The sequence below is a fragment of the Salinisphaera sp. SPP-AMP-43 genome (assembly GCF_049568105.1).
GTDB lineage: Bacteria > Pseudomonadota > Gammaproteobacteria > Nevskiales > Salinisphaeraceae > Salinisphaera.
The window spans coordinates 1616051-1634057 of the sequence record NZ_CP145335.1 but is presented as its reverse complement, the minus strand read 5'-3'; the positions used below and the strand labels follow the sequence as shown (position 1 = coordinate 1634057).

Sequence of the window (18007 nt, the reverse complement as noted above, 5' to 3'; positions counted from 1 at the left end):
GGCAACATGAGCACCGCGCCTGTTCCATTCCACCTGCTGGCCAAGCCCACCGGCGCCGCCTGCAATCTGGATTGTAAATACTGTTTCTTCCTGTCGAAGGACGGGCTGTATCCGGAGACGCACCCACGCATGTCAGACGACGTGCTCGAGCGATATATCCAGCAGCGGCTGGCGCAGCACGGCGAGCCGGAGGTCAATATCGCATGGCAAGGCGGCGAGCCGACGATCATGGGGCTCGACTTCTTCGAGCGAGCCGTCGCGCTGGTCGAAAAGTATCGCCAACCGCAGCAGCACGTCCTGCATAGCATCCAGACCAACGGCCTGCTCATCGATGACCGCTGGTGCGCGTTTCTAAAAAAGCACCGCTTCCTGGTCGGCCTGAGCATCGACGGCCCGCAGGCCATGCACGATGCCTATCGGGTCGACAAGCGCGGCGGCGGCTCATTCCATCTCGTCATGCGAGCCTGGGAACGGCTACAGCGGCACGCGGTCGACGTGAACGTGCTCTGCACGATCCACGCTGCCAATGTCGATCATCCGCTCGATGTCTACCGATTCTTTCGTGACGAATTGCAGGCGCGTTATCTTCAGTTCATCCCGATCGTCGAACGGGCGACAGAAGAGCTCCTGCCAGCCGCCAACCAGGGCTGGGGCCGGCGCCCCGGCGGCGAGCGGCCCCTGTATCGACAGCGCGGCAATCTCGTGACCGAGCGTTCGGTCAAGGCCGAGCCATTTGGGCGCTTCCTGTGCGATGTGTTCGACGAATGGGTCAGGCGGGATATCGGCACCGTGTTCGTGCAGACCTTCGATGTTGCGCTCGGCAGCTGGCTCGGCCAGCACAATCTGTGCATCTTCTCGCCCACCTGCGGCAACGCGTTGGCACTCGAGCACAACGGCGACGTCTACTCCTGCGATCACTACGTCGAGCCGGATTACCTGCTCGGCAATATCCAGGACAGCCCGCTGCTGGATCTCGTCGTTTCCGAGCGGCAGCGTCGTTTCGGCCAAGACAAGTTCGACAGCCTGCCCGCCTATTGCCGCGAATGCGACGTCCTGTTCGCATGCTACGGCGAGTGTCCACGCAATCGCTTCATCAACACACCAGATGGCGAACCGGGGCTCAACTATCTGTGTGCCGGCTACAAGCGTTTCTTCAGGCACATCGATGGGCCGATGCAAACGATGGCGAATCTAATACGCGCGGGCCGTTTTGCCGATGAGATCATGCACGCGCCCTCCCCCAGCCACGATGCGGACTCGACGTAGCCACCGCCAAGCTCGACCAAAGAACGCCTCATACGTCGGCCCGAAATTCGAGACAGAACCCGTATTCGCAACACGTACTGACTTATATCGCTTGCGTTTTAAAGAACTACAGTATTTACAAAACATGCCTTATTTTTCGGATAGCCTCCGCTAACCCAATCTTTTCCAATTATTCAGGACTCGGCCCATCCGCTCGGAATGGCACTAGAGCGTGTTGAGGTTTCGTCCGAGCGCCGTTTTGCCGCCCGAATCGTGGCGCTGGCAAGGCACGCGCCACTGGTTCTGGCCCGTGCCATGCTCAAGGCTCGTAAGGCGGCTAGATGCGGTTTAGGGCGCCCCTCGAAATAACGGCTGCTTGGCCGCAATCCAGCGTTGCCGCTTATGGACGTCGCGCAACGACGCTGTACTCGCTACGCCTTGGCTTGCAGCCCAACAGCCCTGTAAGCAGCTCTGGGCGCGGACTCGCACGCAACCGCAACACGCCCTGGCCCCGAAGCCGAGCTGCACAGATACCCGCAGTCGCCAGAAATTATCCCGATGGAATATCGGACACGGCCGAAGCTCCCATTGTTCGATAGCTGGAATACAATAAACAGCTTATCGATCGTCTAAAGCCTCGACGGCCAATGCACGAACTGCCGGGTGCCACCCGGCCGAATACCCGAGCCCCGTGATCTCTTTTCTTCGTACCCCGCGCCGCGCGTCGTACGCTCCCCACGGAGGAAAGGTGATATGAGCCAAGCCAATCGCTACCAGGGCGGATGTTTCTGTGGTGAGGTCCAGTTCGAGTTGACGGGAGACCCCGTGGCCATGGGCTATTGTCACTGCGAATCATGCCGACATTGGTCCGCCGGCCCGGTCAATGCGTTCTCGCTGTGGGCGCCCGATGCCTTACGGCTTACCCGCGGCGCGGAACGACTCGAAAGCTTTAACAAGACGCCCCGAAGCACTCGCAAGTGGTGCGCAACCTGCGGCGGCCATCTTTTTACTGAACATCCCGAGTGGAATCTCGTCGATGTCTATGCAGCGGTGATTTCCGACTTCGACTTCCAGCCTGCCGTGCACGTTAATTATCAGGAGACAGTATTGCCTATGGCCGATGGCTTACCAAAGTTCAAGGATGTGCCAGCGGATATGGGCGGCTCGGGTATCACGCTAGAGGAATGAGGCGCGACCCGGCGCGGTTTTCGGTCATGCCTGATCTCGAACAATCGCCGCGCATGGCGATCTAGAACGGCCCGGCTACGGCCCATATTAGGAAAGACAGCGTGCGAGGGCTTTGATGAGGCGACGGCCGCAGAAACCGAAAATGGAATAAGGACGCGAATAATCTTCCGAAAGCGTGAATTCAAAACATAAACGACTTTGCCATCTATGGCGACAGGAGATGAGACCATGGCGGCTCAACTGCGTCCCGATAAGACGTTTTACCCTTCTCCGCGCCTTGCCATGGCCGGGCCACGCGAGCGTTATGGTTTCGTGGCCACGCTATGTCCCAACGCCGACCGGCCCGACGCCATTGTCGTGGTCGATCTCGATCCGGAGTCGCCGCACTACGCCACAGTGGTGCATCGCATCGACATGCCGAACGTGGGCGACGAGTTGCACCATTTCGGCTGGAACGCCTGTAGTTCGATGCTGGGACCGCAGTCCTGTCATCCGTTTGTCACGCGCCGCTACCTGATCGTACCCGGGCTGCGATCGTCCCGGCTGCACATCATCGATACCCATCCAAGCCCGACCGAGGCCAGGCTTGTGCGCACCATCGAGGCCGACGAACTGGCTGAGCGTACCGGCTATTCCCGGCCGCATACGATTCACTGCGGGCCCGAAGGGGTTTATGTCAGCGCCCTCGGCGGTATGGGCGCCGAAGGCGCCGATGGACCGGCCGGCATTTTTCTCATGGACTGCGACAGCCTCGACATTCTGGGTCAATGGGAGATCGAGCGCGGCGATCAGGAGCTGCACTACGATTTCTGGTGGCATATCGCACACGACATCGCGATCACCAGCGAATGGGGCAAGCCGCCGTTATTCGAACAAGGGCTTGTACCGGAGGCGCTGCTCGCCCATCGTTACGGCCATCGTATCCACTTCTGGGACTTGGCTGCGCGGCGGCTTCGCCAAACCATCGATCTGGGCGCCCAGCATCAGATGGCGCTCGAAGTCCGGCCTGCCCACGATCCGCGAGAACAATACGGCTTCGTCGGCGTGGTGATCGATACGACCAGCCTCGCCGCCTCGGTCTGGACCTGGTATCGCGAGGGCGACGTATTCCAGATCGAAAAGACCATCGAAATCCCCGCCGTTCCCGCCGCCGCCGATCAACTGCCAGAATTGCTCAAAGGCTTCGAAGCGGTACCGCCACTGGTTACCGATATCGATCTATCGCTGGACGATCGTTACTTGTACGTGGCCTGTTGGGGCACAGGCGAACTACGCCAATACGATGTCAGCGATCCGCGAGCCCCGTGCCATAACGGCACGATCGAAATCGGCGGCATCGCCACGCATAGACCGCACTCCAATGGGCAGGCATTCGGCGGCGGCCCGCAAATGGTCGAGATCAGCCGCGACGGCCGGCGGGTGTATGTCACCAATTCGCTATACAGCAGCTGGGACGATCAATTCTATCCAGACGGCGTACCCGGCGTCGCCATCAAAGCCGATATCGCCGACGATGGCACGATGCAGCTGGACCCGGCGTTTTGCGTAGACTTCGGCCCGAATTATCGCGCCCATCAAATCCGCCTCGACGGCGGCGACTGCTCGACCGAATCGTTCGCCTTCCCCTAAGCCGTGGGCCCGCTCTGGCCGTGGCTGGCGGCTGCCGGGCTCGGCCTGTTCCACGGCCTTAATCCCGCCATGGGTTGGCTTTTCGCGGTATCCAACGGTCTACAGGCCGGCCGCGCGCAAGCCGTATGGTCCGCACTCCTGCCCCTGACCGGCGGCCATGTACTGGCTATGGCAGTCGTCCTGCTACCGGCCGCGGTGCTGCGTTCGCTGGCGATCGAGCGGCCGGTCCTGCAGATTGGCGCCGCCGCCCTGCTTATCAGCTTCGGAGTGTACAAATTCATGCGGCCCCGCCATCCGCGTGCACTGGCACGCATCGGCCCCAAACGGCTCATGCTGTGGTCGTTTCTCATGGCGAGCGCACACGGCGCCGGGCTGATGCTGGTGCCGATCTATCTCGCCGCGACCTCGCCCAGCCATCACACGATGACGATGCCGGCCGATACGCTACTGGCACTGGCCATGGTTGCCATACACACCGCCGCGATGCTGGCAGCCGCCGGTATCGTCGCCTGGGTGATCTATCGTTACCTGGGGCTGCGATGGTTACGCGCAACCTGGATCGACACTGATCGCATCTGGGCCGGCGCGTTAATCTTCGTGGGTCTCGCGGCGCTGGCAGTCTAGCGTCTTCCGGATCGCGGTTTCCGCGCTTCGAGATAGAACCGGTCCAGCCACGCAACATGCTCAAATACCGCTGCCGCGCATAAAAACAAAACCTGACTCCGAATCCGACGTCCGTTCAGCTTGCTGCTGCCGATCAGCATCATGTCGCATTCGGCTGATTTACCCGATCCCCCGCCCTGGTTGGGCTTAACGTCTTTGCCGTATGACGCCCCCGGCGACGACCTCACCGACCCTTGACATGCACCGCACGACCGACCGCTTGCCTCTATCTAAATCGTCGCCGAAACCGACCTGGTCAAGTCAATCGGGCACGGCGCTCCCGGGCCAGTAGCACCTTTTCACGGCGTTCTTTGATAGTTACGCCAGCGATGAACGCTGGCCGTAGCCCGCGATTTACCGCAGCCGGTTCTTATTTTTTCAACGGCCAAGCGGTTAGCACACGGGCATGCATATCGGCTTTTCCCGACCACAATAGCGATGCTCTTCAGGCTTATAGCCTAACGCTCGATTTAAGCCGTGCCGCGAATCGACATCAGCTCGATCGAATTGCCAGCTGGCGCCATTGCTAATGAAAATCACGGCTCAGGATGACCCACTCGACTTGGTCACTATTGCCGCCTACATCTTTGCGGGATGCGATATTTAGGCCCAATTCGGGGCAATCTTGGCCGCTACCCAACCATTCTGTAGGTCTTAATGTGAATCCAGACGCCTCAAGCGCTTCTTCAAGCTCTGACAGCGTGGTCTCCGAGTGCAGGTTAATAGCTTGATAAGACAAAACCCCATCTAGAAACTCGATATCTCGAACCACCCCATCTTCATACCGGATACGAATAACGGTCGATTGATCTGCGGATACAAAGTCATCCTCGTCTGGAAAATGGCTTTTTGGCATAGAAAACTGATGGGACATTAAGCCCCTTAAATCCTGACGCTTCATTCCAAAGACGATCTCGATCGAGTCATTCTCGATCCCCGTTCTAGGCAGAAGTTTCCATACTGAATGGCTCATGTTGTGTCCTAAATTAGCTCACGCCCTTCCGGGCGCTCATTTGCTGTGTTCTGTCACTCGCACAATATGCGCGCAGGTGTTCGGGCCGGGTCGTAATACGAAAAATCGGCCGGTAAACGACGGGCTACGATTCGGGCGAGCCAACGAACAGCGTGTCTGACATGAGCGCCATGAGACGATCCGATCGACTGGCCAGCGCCGGCTGATCTGCTACCCAGGCCAGCGCGCCGACCAAGGCGAAAAGATCGGCGCCGTCTACATCCGTACGCGCTTTGCCGTCGGCCTGTGCCGTGGCAAGCAGCCGTGTACCCGCGGCCTTCATGGCGGTACACGAGGCATGCAGCGCCGAACTTTCATCCTCGATCGCCGCGACCATCGATTTGATGGCGCCACTGTAACGATGGGCGACATCGACGATCTCGCGCAGCCAGGCGACCAGCGCGGCATCGCTGGGCTCGCTCTGCCCGAGCTTGCTCGCCCGCTCGGCCAGCGCATCGAAGCTGGTTCGGAGCAATGCCTCCAGCAGATCCTCGCGCGTCGGGAAGTGACGTTGGAGCGTGCCCAGCCCCACGCCGGCCGTGCGCGCGATTTCGCGCATGGACGTCTGTGAACCCTCGGCCGCGAGCAGGTCGCGAGAGACAGCCAATATGTGGTCGTAATTCTTCCTGGCATCTGCGCGCATAACGTCCGGCTTGCAAACCGGGTCGGCGACCCGCATAAACCAAATTAGTCACTGACCCGTTTTTAACAGATTTACAAGCTCGGAGATAGCATCATGTCGATGACCACAATGAACGCCGTGCGGCTGCATGCGTTTGGCGGCCCCGAAGTCCTGCGCTATGAAAAGGCCGCAGTGCCCACGATCGGCGCGGGTGAGGTCCGGGTACGGGTTCATGCCGCCAGCATCAACCCGCCCGATCTGTATCTGCGCGACGGCTATCAGGCGCTACCGCCGGAGTGGCGCCCCGATCCTGTGTTTCCGCTAATTATCGGCACCGACGTATCCGGCGTGGTTGAGGAGGTCGCGGGCGATGTCACGGACTTTGCAGTCGGCGACGAAGTATTCGCGATGGTTCGCTTCCCCGAGGCCCTAATGACAGGCAGCGGGGCCTACGCCGAAGTGGTCCGGGTGGCCGCCTCCGAGCTGGCGCACAAGCCCGCCGGCATCGATCATATACACGCGGCCGGTGCGCCCATGTCGCTGCTCACGGCCTGGCAGTTCCTGATCGATCTGGGTCACGACGCGCCGAACCCGTTTCAGGGGTTTCGCCATCAACCGGTGGCGCTCGACGGCAGAACAGTCGTCGTTAACGGGGCCGGTGGCGGCGTTGGCCACTTGGCGGTTCAATTGGCCAAATGGCAAGGCGCGCGGGTGATTGCGGTTGCTTCGGCTCGCCACCAGGCGTTGATGGCCGACCTGGGTGCCGATCAATTCGTGGACTACACGCAAACCGCGGCCGAGGATGTCGTGCAGGACGCCGATTTGGTGATCGACGCCGTGGGCGGCGAGAACATGGCGCGTTTTCTGCGCATGTTGAAGCCCGGTGGCGCACTCTTCCTAGTCAATCCGCTTGGGTTCGCCGGTCAGGCCGAAGCCAAACAGCGCGGCATCACGGTCTCCTCTACCCAGGTCCGCTCGAATGGCCCACAACTGGCACAGGCCGGGCGGTTGCTCGACAACGGCACCGTCCGCGTCGTGGTGGATCGCTGCTTTTCCTTGGGCGATGCGACAGGTGCGCACACCTACGCCATCAAGCGCGGCATCCAAGGCAAGATCGTGTTGATAGTCGCTTGATACGCCGATGCGTGCGCACGCGCAAAAGAACAGCGCCATAAACTTTGCTGCCGGCCCTCTCAGGAGCATGATCCGGCCTGGCGCCTTGAGTACCGAACTGGGAAACGCCCCGCGGCATGTTGAGGTGTCGTGCGCGTCCGCGCCAAGGGCTGTTGGCTGCACGCCGAGGCGCCGCAAGTACAGCGTAGTGGCGCGACGTCAGTGAGCGGCAACGCTGGATTGCGGCCCAACAGCCGTTGTCCCGAAGAGTGGCGCCCCCAAATCGCATCGGGCCGAGTTACGCGCCTTGATCGGGGCGCGCCACGATATAGCGGCTCGCGCCTCGCCAGCCACGATTTAGGGCGACAACTCAGCGCGCGGACAAAACATCAACACGCCCTACGGTCAATCGGCACCAAATCCTTGCGAGTCGTTCGGTAACCGAGGCGTTGTCCCAGGCCATGGGTGAGCATGCCGACGACGGCGTCGAGGCTAGTTTGAGCGAAAATCTCGCACGCGCCCAACGGAGCCGACCCGTTGCAACTTCCCACTTTTAGCTTTTATTGCGGTTGCAACCTAAAACCAACCCAAAACCGAACAGTGGTTTGGGTGAACGCTTCACAGGCCATCTTTAAGGCCGCAAGCCAGGGGTAGAACTAAGATACACATAGTATCCCCTGCCCTAAGCCCCGCCACAATATTTTCCCTATTATTCAATTATCTTTGGCATCAGCGATTCGAGATGCCGACAAAACACAGTAAACGCGCGTGATTTGACATTCCTCAACATCGGGAAATCGCACCTCATCTCAAATACACCTCCTATTTTGGAACCCGAGATCCCTAACGATTCACACGCCCGACATCAGAACATGACGATCTAAAGCGATAGATCCGGATGAGGCAGCCTGTTCTCGAAACAATTGAAGGTGCACCACGACAAGCAAGAGGCGACACGATGGATACTCAACACAAGCAAACCCGCAAAGCGGTACGTGCCGGGATTATCAGTTTCCTACTCGCGCTGGTACTCGGCGCCGCTCCTATTGCCATCGCGGGCGGCGGTGGTGGAGGTTCCGGCGGCGGCGGCGCCGGAGGGGGTGGCGCCGGCGGCGGCGGGCCCGGTGGCGGCGCAGGAAGCGGGGGTGCCGGCTCAGCCAGTGGCGCAACATCCGGCCACGGCATGCACGGAGCCAACCCACGGGGCGCACAGAACCCGTCGCAAAGCCCACAACAAACTCAAACTCCCGATATGAGGCAACTCAAGGACCGCGACCAGTTTAAAGTTCAGGACCAACTTAACGACCGGAACCCACTCAAAGAACAGGACCAAACCCGGGATCAAGACCGTACTCATCAGTAGATCCAACAGAACAACAAACCGGCAGACCAAATCTGTCTGCCGGTTCGCCGCCACCTACGGACAGTATATTTAATTCAATATCTGGGTCTCGTGATCGCTAATTCAGCCAGCCAGAGTGCTACCACTAAATAAGCAAACGGTCCTCTGATTCCCCAGCGTCACCGCATAAAGTCGGCTACGAAAGCCCGCCCCAGTTGGGGCCGGAAGTACCCGCGCTTCCGGCCAACTACCGGCGCAGGGCGTGGCAAGAAGCTTCGCAGGCATGCAAGCAGACAACGGGCATTCCAGACTTGATGCCTTAGCCCAGCAGTAGATCGCCTTCGATGGGAATGTACTGGCTCGCGGCGTGAATTAGAGAATTCGCGGTAAGCTGGGGCACCCCGTAGACCTCGACGCGCTTGCCGTGCAGCTCGCGGATTCTCTGTGCCAGCAGATCGAAATCGCCATCGCCGGAGACCAGCACCACGACATCCGCCTGCGCCGCAAACTCGATGGCATCGAGCGTGATGCCTACATCCCAGTCGCCCTTGGCGGAACCATCCGCGCGCTGGATGAACGGCTTGAGCTTTACCTCGAAGCCGATCTTTCGAAGCGTGTTCTGAAACCCACGCTGCTTGGCGTCGCCCCGGTCGGTGGCATAGCAGCGTGCGGTCAGCACCTCACGATCCGCCGTCACCTGTGCCCAGAATCGGCGGTAGTCAAACTGCTTGCCGTAGGCGTCGCGCACGGTGTAGTAGACGTTCTGCGTGTCGACGAAGATGGCGACGGTGGTCATAAGGCAAGATTTCCAGGAATGCTTGAGCCCCCGCAGTGTCAAGCGAACGACGAGGCGCCGGATCGCACACATTCAAGCACAGACCACGTTGTTCAGGGGAAAACGCTAAAACGCGGCCTATCGTTTTTATCAGGCATTCTGGGGCGTTCAGGTCGCCATATCGCCGCTCTGGAAGCGCGCCAATCGCGGTGCGGCATTCTCGAATCCACTGCTGAACGCGCAATACAAGACCCGCCCCCAGGCTTTTTTTGTCACCCGCAACTACACCAGTCGCTGAACTATCAAACACCAGAGCGCTACGAACGTAAGCTAGCCATTAACCCCTGATCTGGTAGTCCAAAATAGCCGCGGCATTTCATGCTATCCCCGGATCTCCCGTTAGAGGGCGGACTGAGGCCGATTTACGCCGCGCGATTGGCAATCCGCTTGCGCAGAAGATCGATATGCAGACGCGCATCGTAGGCATAGCCGCGATACGGCAATGGCAGTTTGAGTCCCGCGATCTCGCGGTCCAGCTCGGCCAGCTCGGATTCGAGCGCGTGGAGCGTATCCGGGTTATCCGTCTCGGCTGCGGCTTCGTCGATCTCGCGGATACGCGCATAGTGGCGAAACACCCGGTTGCGAATGCTCCACTGGTACAGACCGGGCAAGGCGCGGAGCAACGGCAACAATAAGAACACGATCGGCAACAGCAGGATCGCGAACCGGCTGATCTGTGCGACTACCCAATACGGCAAAAACGCCGACAGCGCGCTCGGCCCATCGGCGATCAAATCCCGGGCGTAGGCGTTCTGCGGCAACGACGTATGCGCCATCGTCGGGAACTGACCCGCCGGCGTAATCATGTCGCCGCTCTGATGCACGAGCTGAGCCGCATTGACGAGCCGATCCACAATCGCTGGATGCATATCCGGCTGGGCCACCATCCGCGCGAGCAGCCCCAGCAACTGGCGGTCGTCAGCCGGCAACGGCGGGTTCAGCGAGAACGCGCCCGACGGCACGTTGACGATCACCGACTGCGGCACCCGCCGCGATAACGCTACGATGTGCGCAAGCGGCACCAGACGCACGCTCTTATCGGACACGATCGGCTTGAGATAAGGCGCCGAAAGCGGCGCCATGAACACCGCCACATCCGCCGGCCCATCGGCAAGCGCGGCCGATGCCGCAGTCCCGTCGAGCGGCAGCAGCGTATTCGCCCCGGTTACCCCTGCGGCTTTGAGCAGCGCTTTCACTGCCGCCCGCGTCCCCGAACCCGGCGCGCCGGCCGCAATCCGCAGGCCCGACCACATCGCTGGATTATTCGACACCGTCGCGCCGCCCGAAGACCGCGCAAAGATCAGCAACGGCTCGGTAAAAACCGCACCCAGCGTCTCTACCCCGCCGCCCACGGGTACCCCGCCCTGCAGCAATGCCGCATCGGCCTTGCCCTGTGTCATTAGACGCGCGTTTTCCACCGAGCCCGCGGTAGGGATCAGCTTCAGATCGATCCCATCCCGCGCGAGAATATCTTGGTACCGCTCGGCGATCTGCCAATAGCCGCCGTTCTCGATACCGGCCGCAAACCTCACCGTCTGCGGCGGCAGAATGCCGCGGCTGAGCCACCACAACGCGACCGCAGCCAGAACCACCGCGATAATCGCGGCCGGAATACGAAACATGAGCCCCCTTTAATTATCTTCCACCCTGCACCGGCATCAAACCGCACCCAGGCTGGTCTGCCAAGTCGTGCGTCGACCGGCGCTAATTCGCGACAAGCGAAAACGGTCGCTGTCACGCATCACAGGCTAGCGGCCGCCACGATCAACGACGAACGAAGCGTTACTGTCGAACGCGATGACCTTGATCGAGCACACGGTCTTTCGATTGCGATCGGCCCCACTACGGCAGCAATAGCCTAGTGTACTGTTCCCTGAACTCGTACTGTCCCTACTTTTCGGGCGACGAGACATCGCTGGGCGAGGCCTTCACCCACGTGGAGCATTACGTACTCACGCGCGGTATCGATGCGCTCGACCGGGAGAACAGCCACCGGCGGGCCGACAGCGGCGGTCCCGATCTCATTATCCAGAGCAGCAGCACGCTCTATCCGGCGCTGCTCGACGCCGGCCTGCTCCACCGCGTGACGATACGCACCTACCCCGTGATCCTGGGCCGAAACAAACGCCTGTTCCGCCCCAGTACACTACCGCCGCCCCTGCATTTCGTCCGCCACACCGTCTTGCCCAAAGGCGCCGTCATCGCCCATTACGAACCCCGCCGCAGCGTCGAAACCGGCAGCTTCGCCGCTATCGAGCCGAGCAAACACGAAAAGGCGCGGCAAGAGCGCATATAGCGGGAAAACAGACCACGCCCGGCTAAACGCACGAGCATCAGAGCGGACCCTCGAAACCGGTCAAGACACAAACCACTTTTTAGCGTCCTTCCGCCTGAGAAAACGTGGTCCTTGTCCTATGATTTGTCCGGCGCGGATGCAAGACGTGACGCATGTCACGGTCGGGGCTCATGTTGTCCGTCCATCGCAAGACCTAGCCTTAGTTTCCGCGAATCAGGATAGCGCCGCAGTTCGATGCATTGCGGCTACTCTGTGCTTGGCACCGAGCGATTGCTCTCACGCATCTGTGATTCGAAGAAATCCGAGAACGCCGCGACGCGCGGCGGCAGTCGATGATACGGCGGGTAATACAATGTCAGCCAGATCGGCGGCGGCGCCCAGTCGGGTAGCAGCCGCACCAGCCGGCCCGCGCTCAGCGCCTCGGCCACGATGAAGTCCGGCAACAACGCCACGCCCTGGCCGGCCGCCGCCATGCTCGCCAGAAATTCGCCGTTGTTGGCACAGATCGGCCGCCCGGCCTCGATTTCGACGTGTGCGGTGCCATGCGACAACGGCCAGGTCTCGCTCCGGCTGTCGGCGCTGAAAGCCATACAGGCCTCGCGCGCTAATTCGTTGGGATGGTCGACGGCGGCGTACGGCGTGTCCGGCGCGGCGACCAAGTATCGTGCGACCGGGCAGATCTTACGCCAGATCGTGAACTTGTCCGATGGCGGCCCGGAAATACGCACGGCCAGGTCGAAGTCGGCATCGACGATATCGACCATTTCATCCGACAACGACACTTCTGTCTGGATATTCGGATGCATGGCCCGGAAAGCTGCCAGCACTGCCGGTAACACTCGGATCCCGAACGACATCGGCGCATTGATCCTCAGTGTGCCGGCATCGGCGCGATGCGCATCGATCAGTTCGCTGCGGGCTTCTTCGACTGCCTGCATCGCCGGGCGCAGGCGCGCAGCATAGGCCGCGCCGGCGCTGGTCAGGCTCACCCGACGCGTCGTTCGCACGAACAGCTGCACCCCCAGATCCTGTTCCAGAGCCGCGATCGTGCGGGTGATCGAAGCCGGCGTTACGCCGAGTTCGCGGGCGACCGCAGCGAAATTATGGCGTTCTGCTGCCAACAGGAATGTCCGCAACGCCTTGAAGTCGTCCATGCCTATTATTACGTCTTACGAAACAATATAAAAAGGATTATGCCAATTCTCTGCCGCGCTGCGCGTTGCTAGATTACTCATCAGCATCCTCACAACGCCGGCACCATGCTGGCAGGACGAGTCGCATGATTACGCAGATCCAGGGCCTGCACCACATCACCTCACTGGCCGCCGACGCCAACCGCAATAATCGTTTCTTCACCGACGCGCTCGGCCTGCGGCGGGTCAAGAAGACCGTCAATTTCGACGAACCCAGCGTCTATCATCTCTACTACGGCGACGAGATCGGCACGCCCGGCACGGTCATGACCTATTTCCCGTTCCCGCATGCCGCCCGCGGCACGCCGGGCACCGGCGAAGTCGGCGAAACCCAGTTCGCGGTGCCGCCCGGCGCGCTCGCGTTCTGGGCCGAACGGCTCCCAGCGCTGGGGGCAACGGATTTGGCGACCGATACGAGCTTCGGCCAGCGTCGTCTACGCTTCACCGGCCCGGACGGCGATGGTTTCGCCCTGATCGAGCGGCCTGACGACGCGCGCCCGGTCTGGACCGGCGGCCGTGTGCCGGCCGAGTCGGCAGTGCACGGCTTTGCCGGGGCGCGCCTGCGGCTCAAGGACGCCGACGCGACCACCGAACTGCTGGAATTCATGGGCTACGAGCGCGCCGAACGCGAAGACCAGGTCACGCGCTTTGTCATGCCCCGCGGCAACGGCGCCGACACGATCGACGTCGAGGAACTGCCCGGCGTCGACGCCTCCCGTCAAGGCGCCGGCTCGGTGCATCACATCGCTTTCGCCGTGCCCGACCGCGCGGCCCAGGCCGAAGTGCGCCAAGCGCTGCTCGATACGGGTTACCAGGTCACGCCCGTGATCGATCGCGATTATTTCTGGGCGATCTATTTCCGCACTCCGGGCGGTGTTCTGTTCGAGATCGCCACCAACGAGCCGGGCTTCGATCGCGACGAAGACACGGCGCATCTTGGCGAGGCGCTCAAACTGCCCGAGCGCTACGAACCGTATCGCGACCAGATCGAATCGCGTCTCGAGCCGATCGTCGATTGAGTGATCGCCACACCGCAGCCGAGCCCCGGCGCTCGGCTGCCCTAACCCGGAGCCTGTGATGCCCGAACCCTCCTATACCGCTTATCGCCAGGCCGGTGAAGCCGATGCCCCCATCGTCATGGCCTTTCACGGCACCGGCGGCGACGAAACCCAGTTCATCGACCTGGTCCGGCAGATCAACCCGCGGGCCGGCCTCGTGGCGCCGCGCGGCGATGTCTCCGAAGGCGGTGCGCTACGGTTTTTCCGGCGCACTGGCGAAGGCATCTACGATATGGCTGATCTGGCCAAGCGCACGCAGCGCATGGCAGCCTTCATTGCGGCCACGCGCGATTCGCATCCCGGCCGGCCGATCCAGGCGCTCGGTTATTCCAACGGCGCCAATATTCTGGCCGCCGTGATGTTCGAAAAACCCTGGCTGTTCGAGCGCGTGGCACTGCTGCACCCGCTGATTCCGTGGACACCGCCCGCTCAACCAGCGCTGGACGGTCTGCGGGTATTTGTCAGCGCCGGCCGCCACGATCCGATCTGCCCACCGGCGCTCACCGACGCGCTGATCGAGTGGCTACACACGCAGGGCACGGCGGTCGAGCCGTTGATCACCAACGGCGGGCATGACGTGTCGCAGCCGGAACTCGATGCGCTACAACGCTTCCTGCAACGGCCCGAAGCCTGACGACCCGCCGCTCGCTTCGGTCAAGCCGGCGACGGGCGACCCAAAGGGTCATGAGGTCAGGCCTAGGGCCGTACAGCAACTCATCGGTTAAAACATTACCTCCCCAAGCTGCCCTACACCGCGTCCACGCGCTGTCCAATATGGCCGACCATAAGGTCAAGACAATGCCCTGGGGTCAGATCTTGAATTGCTAGACTAGGCACGGAATGAGCCCGGACAAGTCCAGTGCTTGATCGAGGTGTCCGTGGGAGCCGGGCCAGCTCAACCTGCCCCCAATGCTTCTGCAGTCCTCGCAAGCTCACGAGGGCGCGAAATCCTCATGCTTGGCATACTGCGTGGGCGTCATGCCGATATGGCGCGCAAAGGCAGTGCTGAACGTGCTGGCGGAGCTATAGCCAACGCGTTCCGCAACATCGGCGATACGCCGCTGACCGTTTCTCAGCATGTGTTTAGCCAGCGCCATACGCCAGGCGAGCAGATACGCCATCGGGGCCACCCCCACAGTGCGACGGAAACGTTCGAAGAAGGCCGATCGCGACAGCGCAGCCTGGCCCGCCAGGTCGGCCACCGTCCACGCGCGGGTAGGTTCGGCATGGATGGCACGTATCGCATTAGCCAGACGGGCATCCGCGAGCCCGTGCACCAGCCCGGGCAAAGCAGAGCTATCGCCGCTGGCCCGCAAGGCTTCGATCATCAACACTTCGAGGAGCCGCGACAGCACCATGTCACGCGCCGGACGATCAGCACGAGCCTCCTCACCCACGAGTTTCACCAGCATCTCGAGCCGCTGCTGGCCGCGCACGTGCACCCGTTTAGGCAATAGCGAAACCAGCAGCGCGACGTCGGGCGATTCGAAATGACAATGGCCGATCAGCATGCGCACATCGGGCGTTGCATCGGCCAGCCCGAGCCGAAAAACACCATCGCCGAGCGCAACCGGCTGGTTCTCCACCTCCAGTGGAGGCGGCGGCCGGCTCGACGCAACAATCTCTCGCGCCGACGGTGCCAGCAGGAAATCGCCGGCCATCAGATGAATCGGTTCCCCGGCGCCGGGCGAAGACAGGCACTCGCCTTCCAGCACCACGCAATAGAACAGATCGCCGGGATCACTGCGATGCACGCGCCATGGCCCCGCACCGACAACCAGCTTGGAAAACCGCATGCTGGGCCGCAGCAAAGACACCACATCCGCCAACGGATCGATCAAGGCCGGACTCTCGCCAAAGAAAATCGGATTTTGGATTGTAGCGAGTTCGACTGACCACGCCTATCTTGAGTAACTCATCGTTTGCCCAGCAGGAGTTCTCATGAAAACGGTTCTGATCACTGGTTGCTCGTCCGGCTTCGGGCTGGAAATCGCGCGTTATTTCCTCGATCGCGAGTGGCAAGTCATCGCCACCATGCGTACGCCGCGAGCCGACCTGTTACCGGCATCCGACCGGCTGCGCGTGCTCTCGCTCGACGTGACCGACCCGGACAGCGTGGGTGCTGCTGTCAAGGCCGCCGGCCCCATCGACGCACTGGTGAATAACGCCGGCGTAGGCGCGGCCGCGCCGTTCGAACTCACCGAGCCGGCCCTGGCGCGCGCGCTGTTCGAAACCAACACCCTCGGCACCATGGCCATGACCCAAGCCGTGCTGCCGCAGTTTCGCTCTCGAGGCGCGGGCACCATCGTCAACGTCACATCGACTGTTACGCTCAAGGCGTTGCCGCTGCTTTCGATGTATACCGCCAGCAAGGCGGCCGTGAACGCGTTCTCGGCCTCCATGGCCATCGAACTGGCGCCGTTCGGCATAGATGTCCGTATCGTGCTGCCCGGGCGCTCGCCCGAGACGCGCTTCGGCGACAACGCGCATCGCCAAGGGCTGGAGAATGCCGACTACGCAGAACTCGTCCAGCAGACCATCGCCCGGATCACCGACGAAACCGGCCCCGTCACCTACGCCACGGATGTGGCCGATGCGGTATGGCGCGCGGCCACCGATCCGGATGCGCCGATGCGTCTGCCCGCCGGTGCGGATGCCGTCGAATGGGCTCGGGACGCGGGCATCGCGATTCAATAACCGGCCAGTGCTCTATCCGGACACCGCCGACCACTCTCTCGTGAGACCAGCCATCGGCACGCGCCAAAGTAGAAGGCCGTTTTGCAAGGTCTGGAGTTGTCCAGATGGTTCTTGAAACATATGTGCGCATCTTTACCGGACACCAAGCGCTCAACGATACCCGGGCGTTCTATCGCACGTTGTTGAACGGCCAGGACGGCCTGCGCTTCAGCTATCCCGAAAAGGGGCTGGAATTGGCCGCCGTGATCTCTTCTACGGTGTCGGTGCTGATCATTGCGGGCGCGCCCGACGCACGCGCGCCGTTCGAAGCGACACAGCTCACGATTCGAGTCGACGATATCGAATCGGCGTGCCGCCAATTGACGGCCGAAGGCGCCGAACAGCTTGAACCCGTGCAATCCACGCCAGTCGGCGCCAAAACCCGCTTTCAGCATCCTGACGGAATGGTCGTCGAGTATGTTGTGAATCACGACACCGATTCGTCCGGCTGAGCTGTGTTGCAACAGATAGCTACTTCTAAGAATAATAGGGGACAGACCACGGTTTTTAACTTTCGAGCGTTTTGCGTTGAACGGAAACCGTGGTCTGTCCCCGATTCTTACATTCCTGTTGGCCAGCCGCCTAAGCGAGCGCGGCGCGCATCACGAGGCAGCCGACGACTGGAATGAAAAAGTCACCGTCGACGGCCGCCTGGTAACCGGGCAGAACCCCCAGTCGGCCACGAAAGTCGGCGAAGCGCTGCGTGATTGGCTTCAAAACGCGAGCCGGTAACAACGCGCCGTAACGCTGTGCCCGGCCGGAGCGTGCGATTACGCTTCGGTCGGCTCGAGCTCGCAACAGGCAGCGCCCCAAGCCGAGTGGCGAATTGCCGGACAGCGCCGCTAATACCCACTGCGTAACCGCCGAGCGTACGAAATCCGGGATAAACCAAAATTTCTAACGTACGCGCGCGTTATTTGAAAATCGTGGTCTGTCCGCTATTACGCGCCCTATTACGCCAGCTGGACATGCCCTTCGACGGCAAACGCATGATCCACGGCGGTTTTGAGACGATCTTCAAGGCGAGTGCCGAATAGGATAAAACGGGTTTGATCCTATAAATCGGACAGCATTA

General features: G+C 61.3%; 17 protein-coding genes and 1 pseudogene. 12 read left to right on the top strand and 6 right to left on the bottom strand.

What is annotated here, in order from left to right; genetic code table 11:
* Positions 1–6: 6 nt before the first annotated feature.
* From V5738_RS06955 to V5738_RS06940, 4 genes are all read left to right on the top strand, one after another.
* Positions 7–1266 (top strand): anaerobic sulfatase maturase, encoded by a 1260-nt coding sequence (locus V5738_RS06955; protein WP_423823702.1) that lies wholly within the window; start codon positions 7–9, stop codon positions 1264–1266.
* Between the two features lie 732 nt (positions 1267–1998).
* A complete protein-coding gene (locus V5738_RS06950) occupies positions 1999–2433 on the top strand; it encodes a GFA family protein (protein WP_423823701.1) in 435 nt (144 codons plus the stop codon).
* 228 nt (positions 2434–2661) lie between these two features.
* Positions 2662–4062, top strand: coding sequence for a selenium-binding protein SBP56-related protein (locus V5738_RS06945; protein WP_423823700.1), 1401 nt, complete (start codon positions 2662–2664; stop codon positions 4060–4062).
* Between the two features lie 69 nt (positions 4063–4131).
* Positions 4132–4686 carry a hypothetical protein gene (locus V5738_RS06940; protein WP_423823699.1) on the top strand — a complete coding sequence of 185 codons (555 nt, stop codon included), beginning with the start codon at positions 4132–4134 and terminating at the stop codon, positions 4684–4686.
* Between the two features lie 565 nt (positions 4687–5251).
* On the opposite strand, the gene V5738_RS06935 is transcribed toward V5738_RS06940, so the two are convergent.
* Together V5738_RS06935 and V5738_RS06930 are read right to left on the bottom strand one after the other, a co-directional pair.
* Complete coding sequence (locus V5738_RS06935; protein ID WP_423823698.1) at positions 5252–5698, bottom strand: hypothetical protein; 447 nt, start codon at positions 5696–5698, stop codon at positions 5252–5254.
* A 124-nt stretch (positions 5699–5822) separates the two neighbouring features.
* Positions 5823–6380 (bottom strand): TetR/AcrR family transcriptional regulator, encoded by a 558-nt coding sequence (locus tag V5738_RS06930; protein WP_423823697.1) that lies wholly within the window; start codon positions 6378–6380, stop codon positions 5823–5825.
* A 93-nt stretch (positions 6381–6473) separates the two neighbouring features.
* Between V5738_RS06930 and V5738_RS06925 the strand changes: the two genes are divergently transcribed.
* A complete protein-coding gene (locus V5738_RS06925; RefSeq protein ID WP_423823696.1) occupies positions 6474–7493 on the top strand; it encodes an NADP-dependent oxidoreductase in 1020 nt (339 codons plus the stop codon).
* 937 nt (positions 7494–8430) lie between these two features.
* On the top strand, positions 8431–8835 hold the full coding sequence (locus V5738_RS06920; protein WP_423823695.1) for a hypothetical protein: 405 nt from the start codon (positions 8431–8433) through the stop codon (positions 8833–8835).
* 298 nt (positions 8836–9133) lie between these two features.
* Here V5738_RS06920 and V5738_RS06915 read toward each other — a convergent pair whose 3' ends face one another.
* Both V5738_RS06915 and V5738_RS06910 read right to left on the bottom strand, forming a co-directional pair.
* Complete coding sequence (locus V5738_RS06915) at positions 9134–9610, bottom strand: NYN domain-containing protein (RefSeq protein WP_423823694.1); 477 nt, start codon at positions 9608–9610, stop codon at positions 9134–9136.
* 401 nt (positions 9611–10011) lie between these two features.
* Positions 10012–11271, bottom strand: a complete 1260-nt coding sequence (locus V5738_RS06910) for an ABC transporter substrate-binding protein (protein ID WP_423823693.1) — start codon at positions 11269–11271, stop codon at positions 10012–10014.
* 239 nt (positions 11272–11510) lie between these two features.
* Here V5738_RS06910 and V5738_RS06905 point away from each other — a divergent pair, with 239 nt between their 5' ends.
* On the top strand, positions 11511–11945 hold the full coding sequence (locus V5738_RS06905; RefSeq protein WP_423823692.1) for a dihydrofolate reductase family protein: 435 nt from the start codon (positions 11511–11513) through the stop codon (positions 11943–11945).
* 245 nt (positions 11946–12190) lie between these two features.
* On the opposite strand, the gene V5738_RS06900 is transcribed toward V5738_RS06905, so the two are convergent.
* Positions 12191–13099, bottom strand: coding sequence for a LysR family transcriptional regulator (locus V5738_RS06900; protein ID WP_423823691.1), 909 nt, complete (start codon positions 13097–13099; stop codon positions 12191–12193).
* A 125-nt stretch (positions 13100–13224) separates the two neighbouring features.
* Here V5738_RS06900 and V5738_RS06895 point away from each other — a divergent pair, with 125 nt between their 5' ends.
* Positions 13225–14157, top strand: coding sequence for a ring-cleaving dioxygenase (locus V5738_RS06895; RefSeq protein ID WP_423823690.1), 933 nt, complete (start codon positions 13225–13227; stop codon positions 14155–14157).
* Positions 14158–14215: 58 nt separating this feature from the next.
* A complete protein-coding gene (locus tag V5738_RS06890) occupies positions 14216–14830 on the top strand; it encodes an alpha/beta hydrolase (RefSeq protein ID WP_423823689.1) in 615 nt (204 codons plus the stop codon).
* Between the two features lie 298 nt (positions 14831–15128).
* On the opposite strand, the gene V5738_RS06885 is transcribed toward V5738_RS06890, so the two are convergent.
* Positions 15129–16037: an AraC family transcriptional regulator gene (locus V5738_RS06885; RefSeq protein ID WP_423823688.1), complete on the bottom strand. Its 909-nt coding sequence runs from the start codon at positions 16035–16037 to the stop codon at positions 15129–15131.
* A 100-nt stretch (positions 16038–16137) separates the two neighbouring features.
* Here V5738_RS06885 and V5738_RS06880 point away from each other — a divergent pair, with 100 nt between their 5' ends.
* From V5738_RS06880 to V5738_RS06870, 3 genes and pseudogenes are all read left to right on the top strand, one after another.
* Positions 16138–16893: an SDR family oxidoreductase gene (locus V5738_RS06880; RefSeq protein WP_423823687.1), complete on the top strand. Its 756-nt coding sequence runs from the start codon at positions 16138–16140 to the stop codon at positions 16891–16893.
* 104 nt (positions 16894–16997) lie between these two features.
* Complete coding sequence (locus V5738_RS06875) at positions 16998–17384, top strand: VOC family protein (protein ID WP_423823686.1); 387 nt, start codon at positions 16998–17000, stop codon at positions 17382–17384.
* A 109-nt stretch (positions 17385–17493) separates the two neighbouring features.
* Positions 17494–17664, top strand: a pseudogene (locus V5738_RS06870) (type 1 glutamine amidotransferase domain-containing protein); the annotation flags it as partial.
* Positions 17665–18007: the final 343 nt, after the last annotated feature.

Coding starts and splice junctions, on each gene's coding strand:
- V5738_RS06945 (WP_423823700.1), top strand. CDS start 2,662: ATGGCGGCTCAACTGCGTCCCGATAAGACGTTTTACCCTTCTCCGCGC.
- V5738_RS06925 (WP_423823696.1), top strand. CDS start 6,474: ATGTCGATGACCACAATGAACGCCGTGCGGCTGCATGCGTTTGGCGGC.
- V5738_RS06880 (WP_423823687.1), top strand. CDS start 16,138: ATGAAAACGGTTCTGATCACTGGTTGCTCGTCCGGCTTCGGGCTGGAA.
- V5738_RS06875 (WP_423823686.1), top strand. CDS start 16,998: ATGGTTCTTGAAACATATGTGCGCATCTTTACCGGACACCAAGCGCTC.
- V5738_RS06900 (WP_423823691.1), bottom strand. CDS start 13,099: ATGGACGACTTCAAGGCGTTGCGGACATTCCTGTTGGCAGCAGAACGC.
- V5738_RS06920 (WP_423823695.1), top strand. CDS start 8,431: ATGGATACTCAACACAAGCAAACCCGCAAAGCGGTACGTGCCGGGATT.
- V5738_RS06935 (WP_423823698.1), bottom strand. CDS start 5,698: ATGAGCCATTCAGTATGGAAACTTCTGCCTAGAACGGGGATCGAGAAT.
- V5738_RS06955 (WP_423823702.1), top strand. CDS start 7: ATGAGCACCGCGCCTGTTCCATTCCACCTGCTGGCCAAGCCCACCGGC.
- V5738_RS06910 (WP_423823693.1), bottom strand. CDS start 11,271: ATGTTTCGTATTCCGGCCGCGATTATCGCGGTGGTTCTGGCTGCGGTC.
- V5738_RS06895 (WP_423823690.1), top strand. CDS start 13,225: ATGATTACGCAGATCCAGGGCCTGCACCACATCACCTCACTGGCCGCC.
- V5738_RS06930 (WP_423823697.1), bottom strand. CDS start 6,380: ATGCGCGCAGATGCCAGGAAGAATTACGACCACATATTGGCTGTCTCT.
- V5738_RS06915 (WP_423823694.1), bottom strand. CDS start 9,610: ATGACCACCGTCGCCATCTTCGTCGACACGCAGAACGTCTACTACACC.
- V5738_RS06890 (WP_423823689.1), top strand. CDS start 14,216: ATGCCCGAACCCTCCTATACCGCTTATCGCCAGGCCGGTGAAGCCGAT.
- V5738_RS06950 (WP_423823701.1), top strand. CDS start 1,999: ATGAGCCAAGCCAATCGCTACCAGGGCGGATGTTTCTGTGGTGAGGTC.
- V5738_RS06940 (WP_423823699.1), top strand. CDS start 4,132: ATGGGTTGGCTTTTCGCGGTATCCAACGGTCTACAGGCCGGCCGCGCG.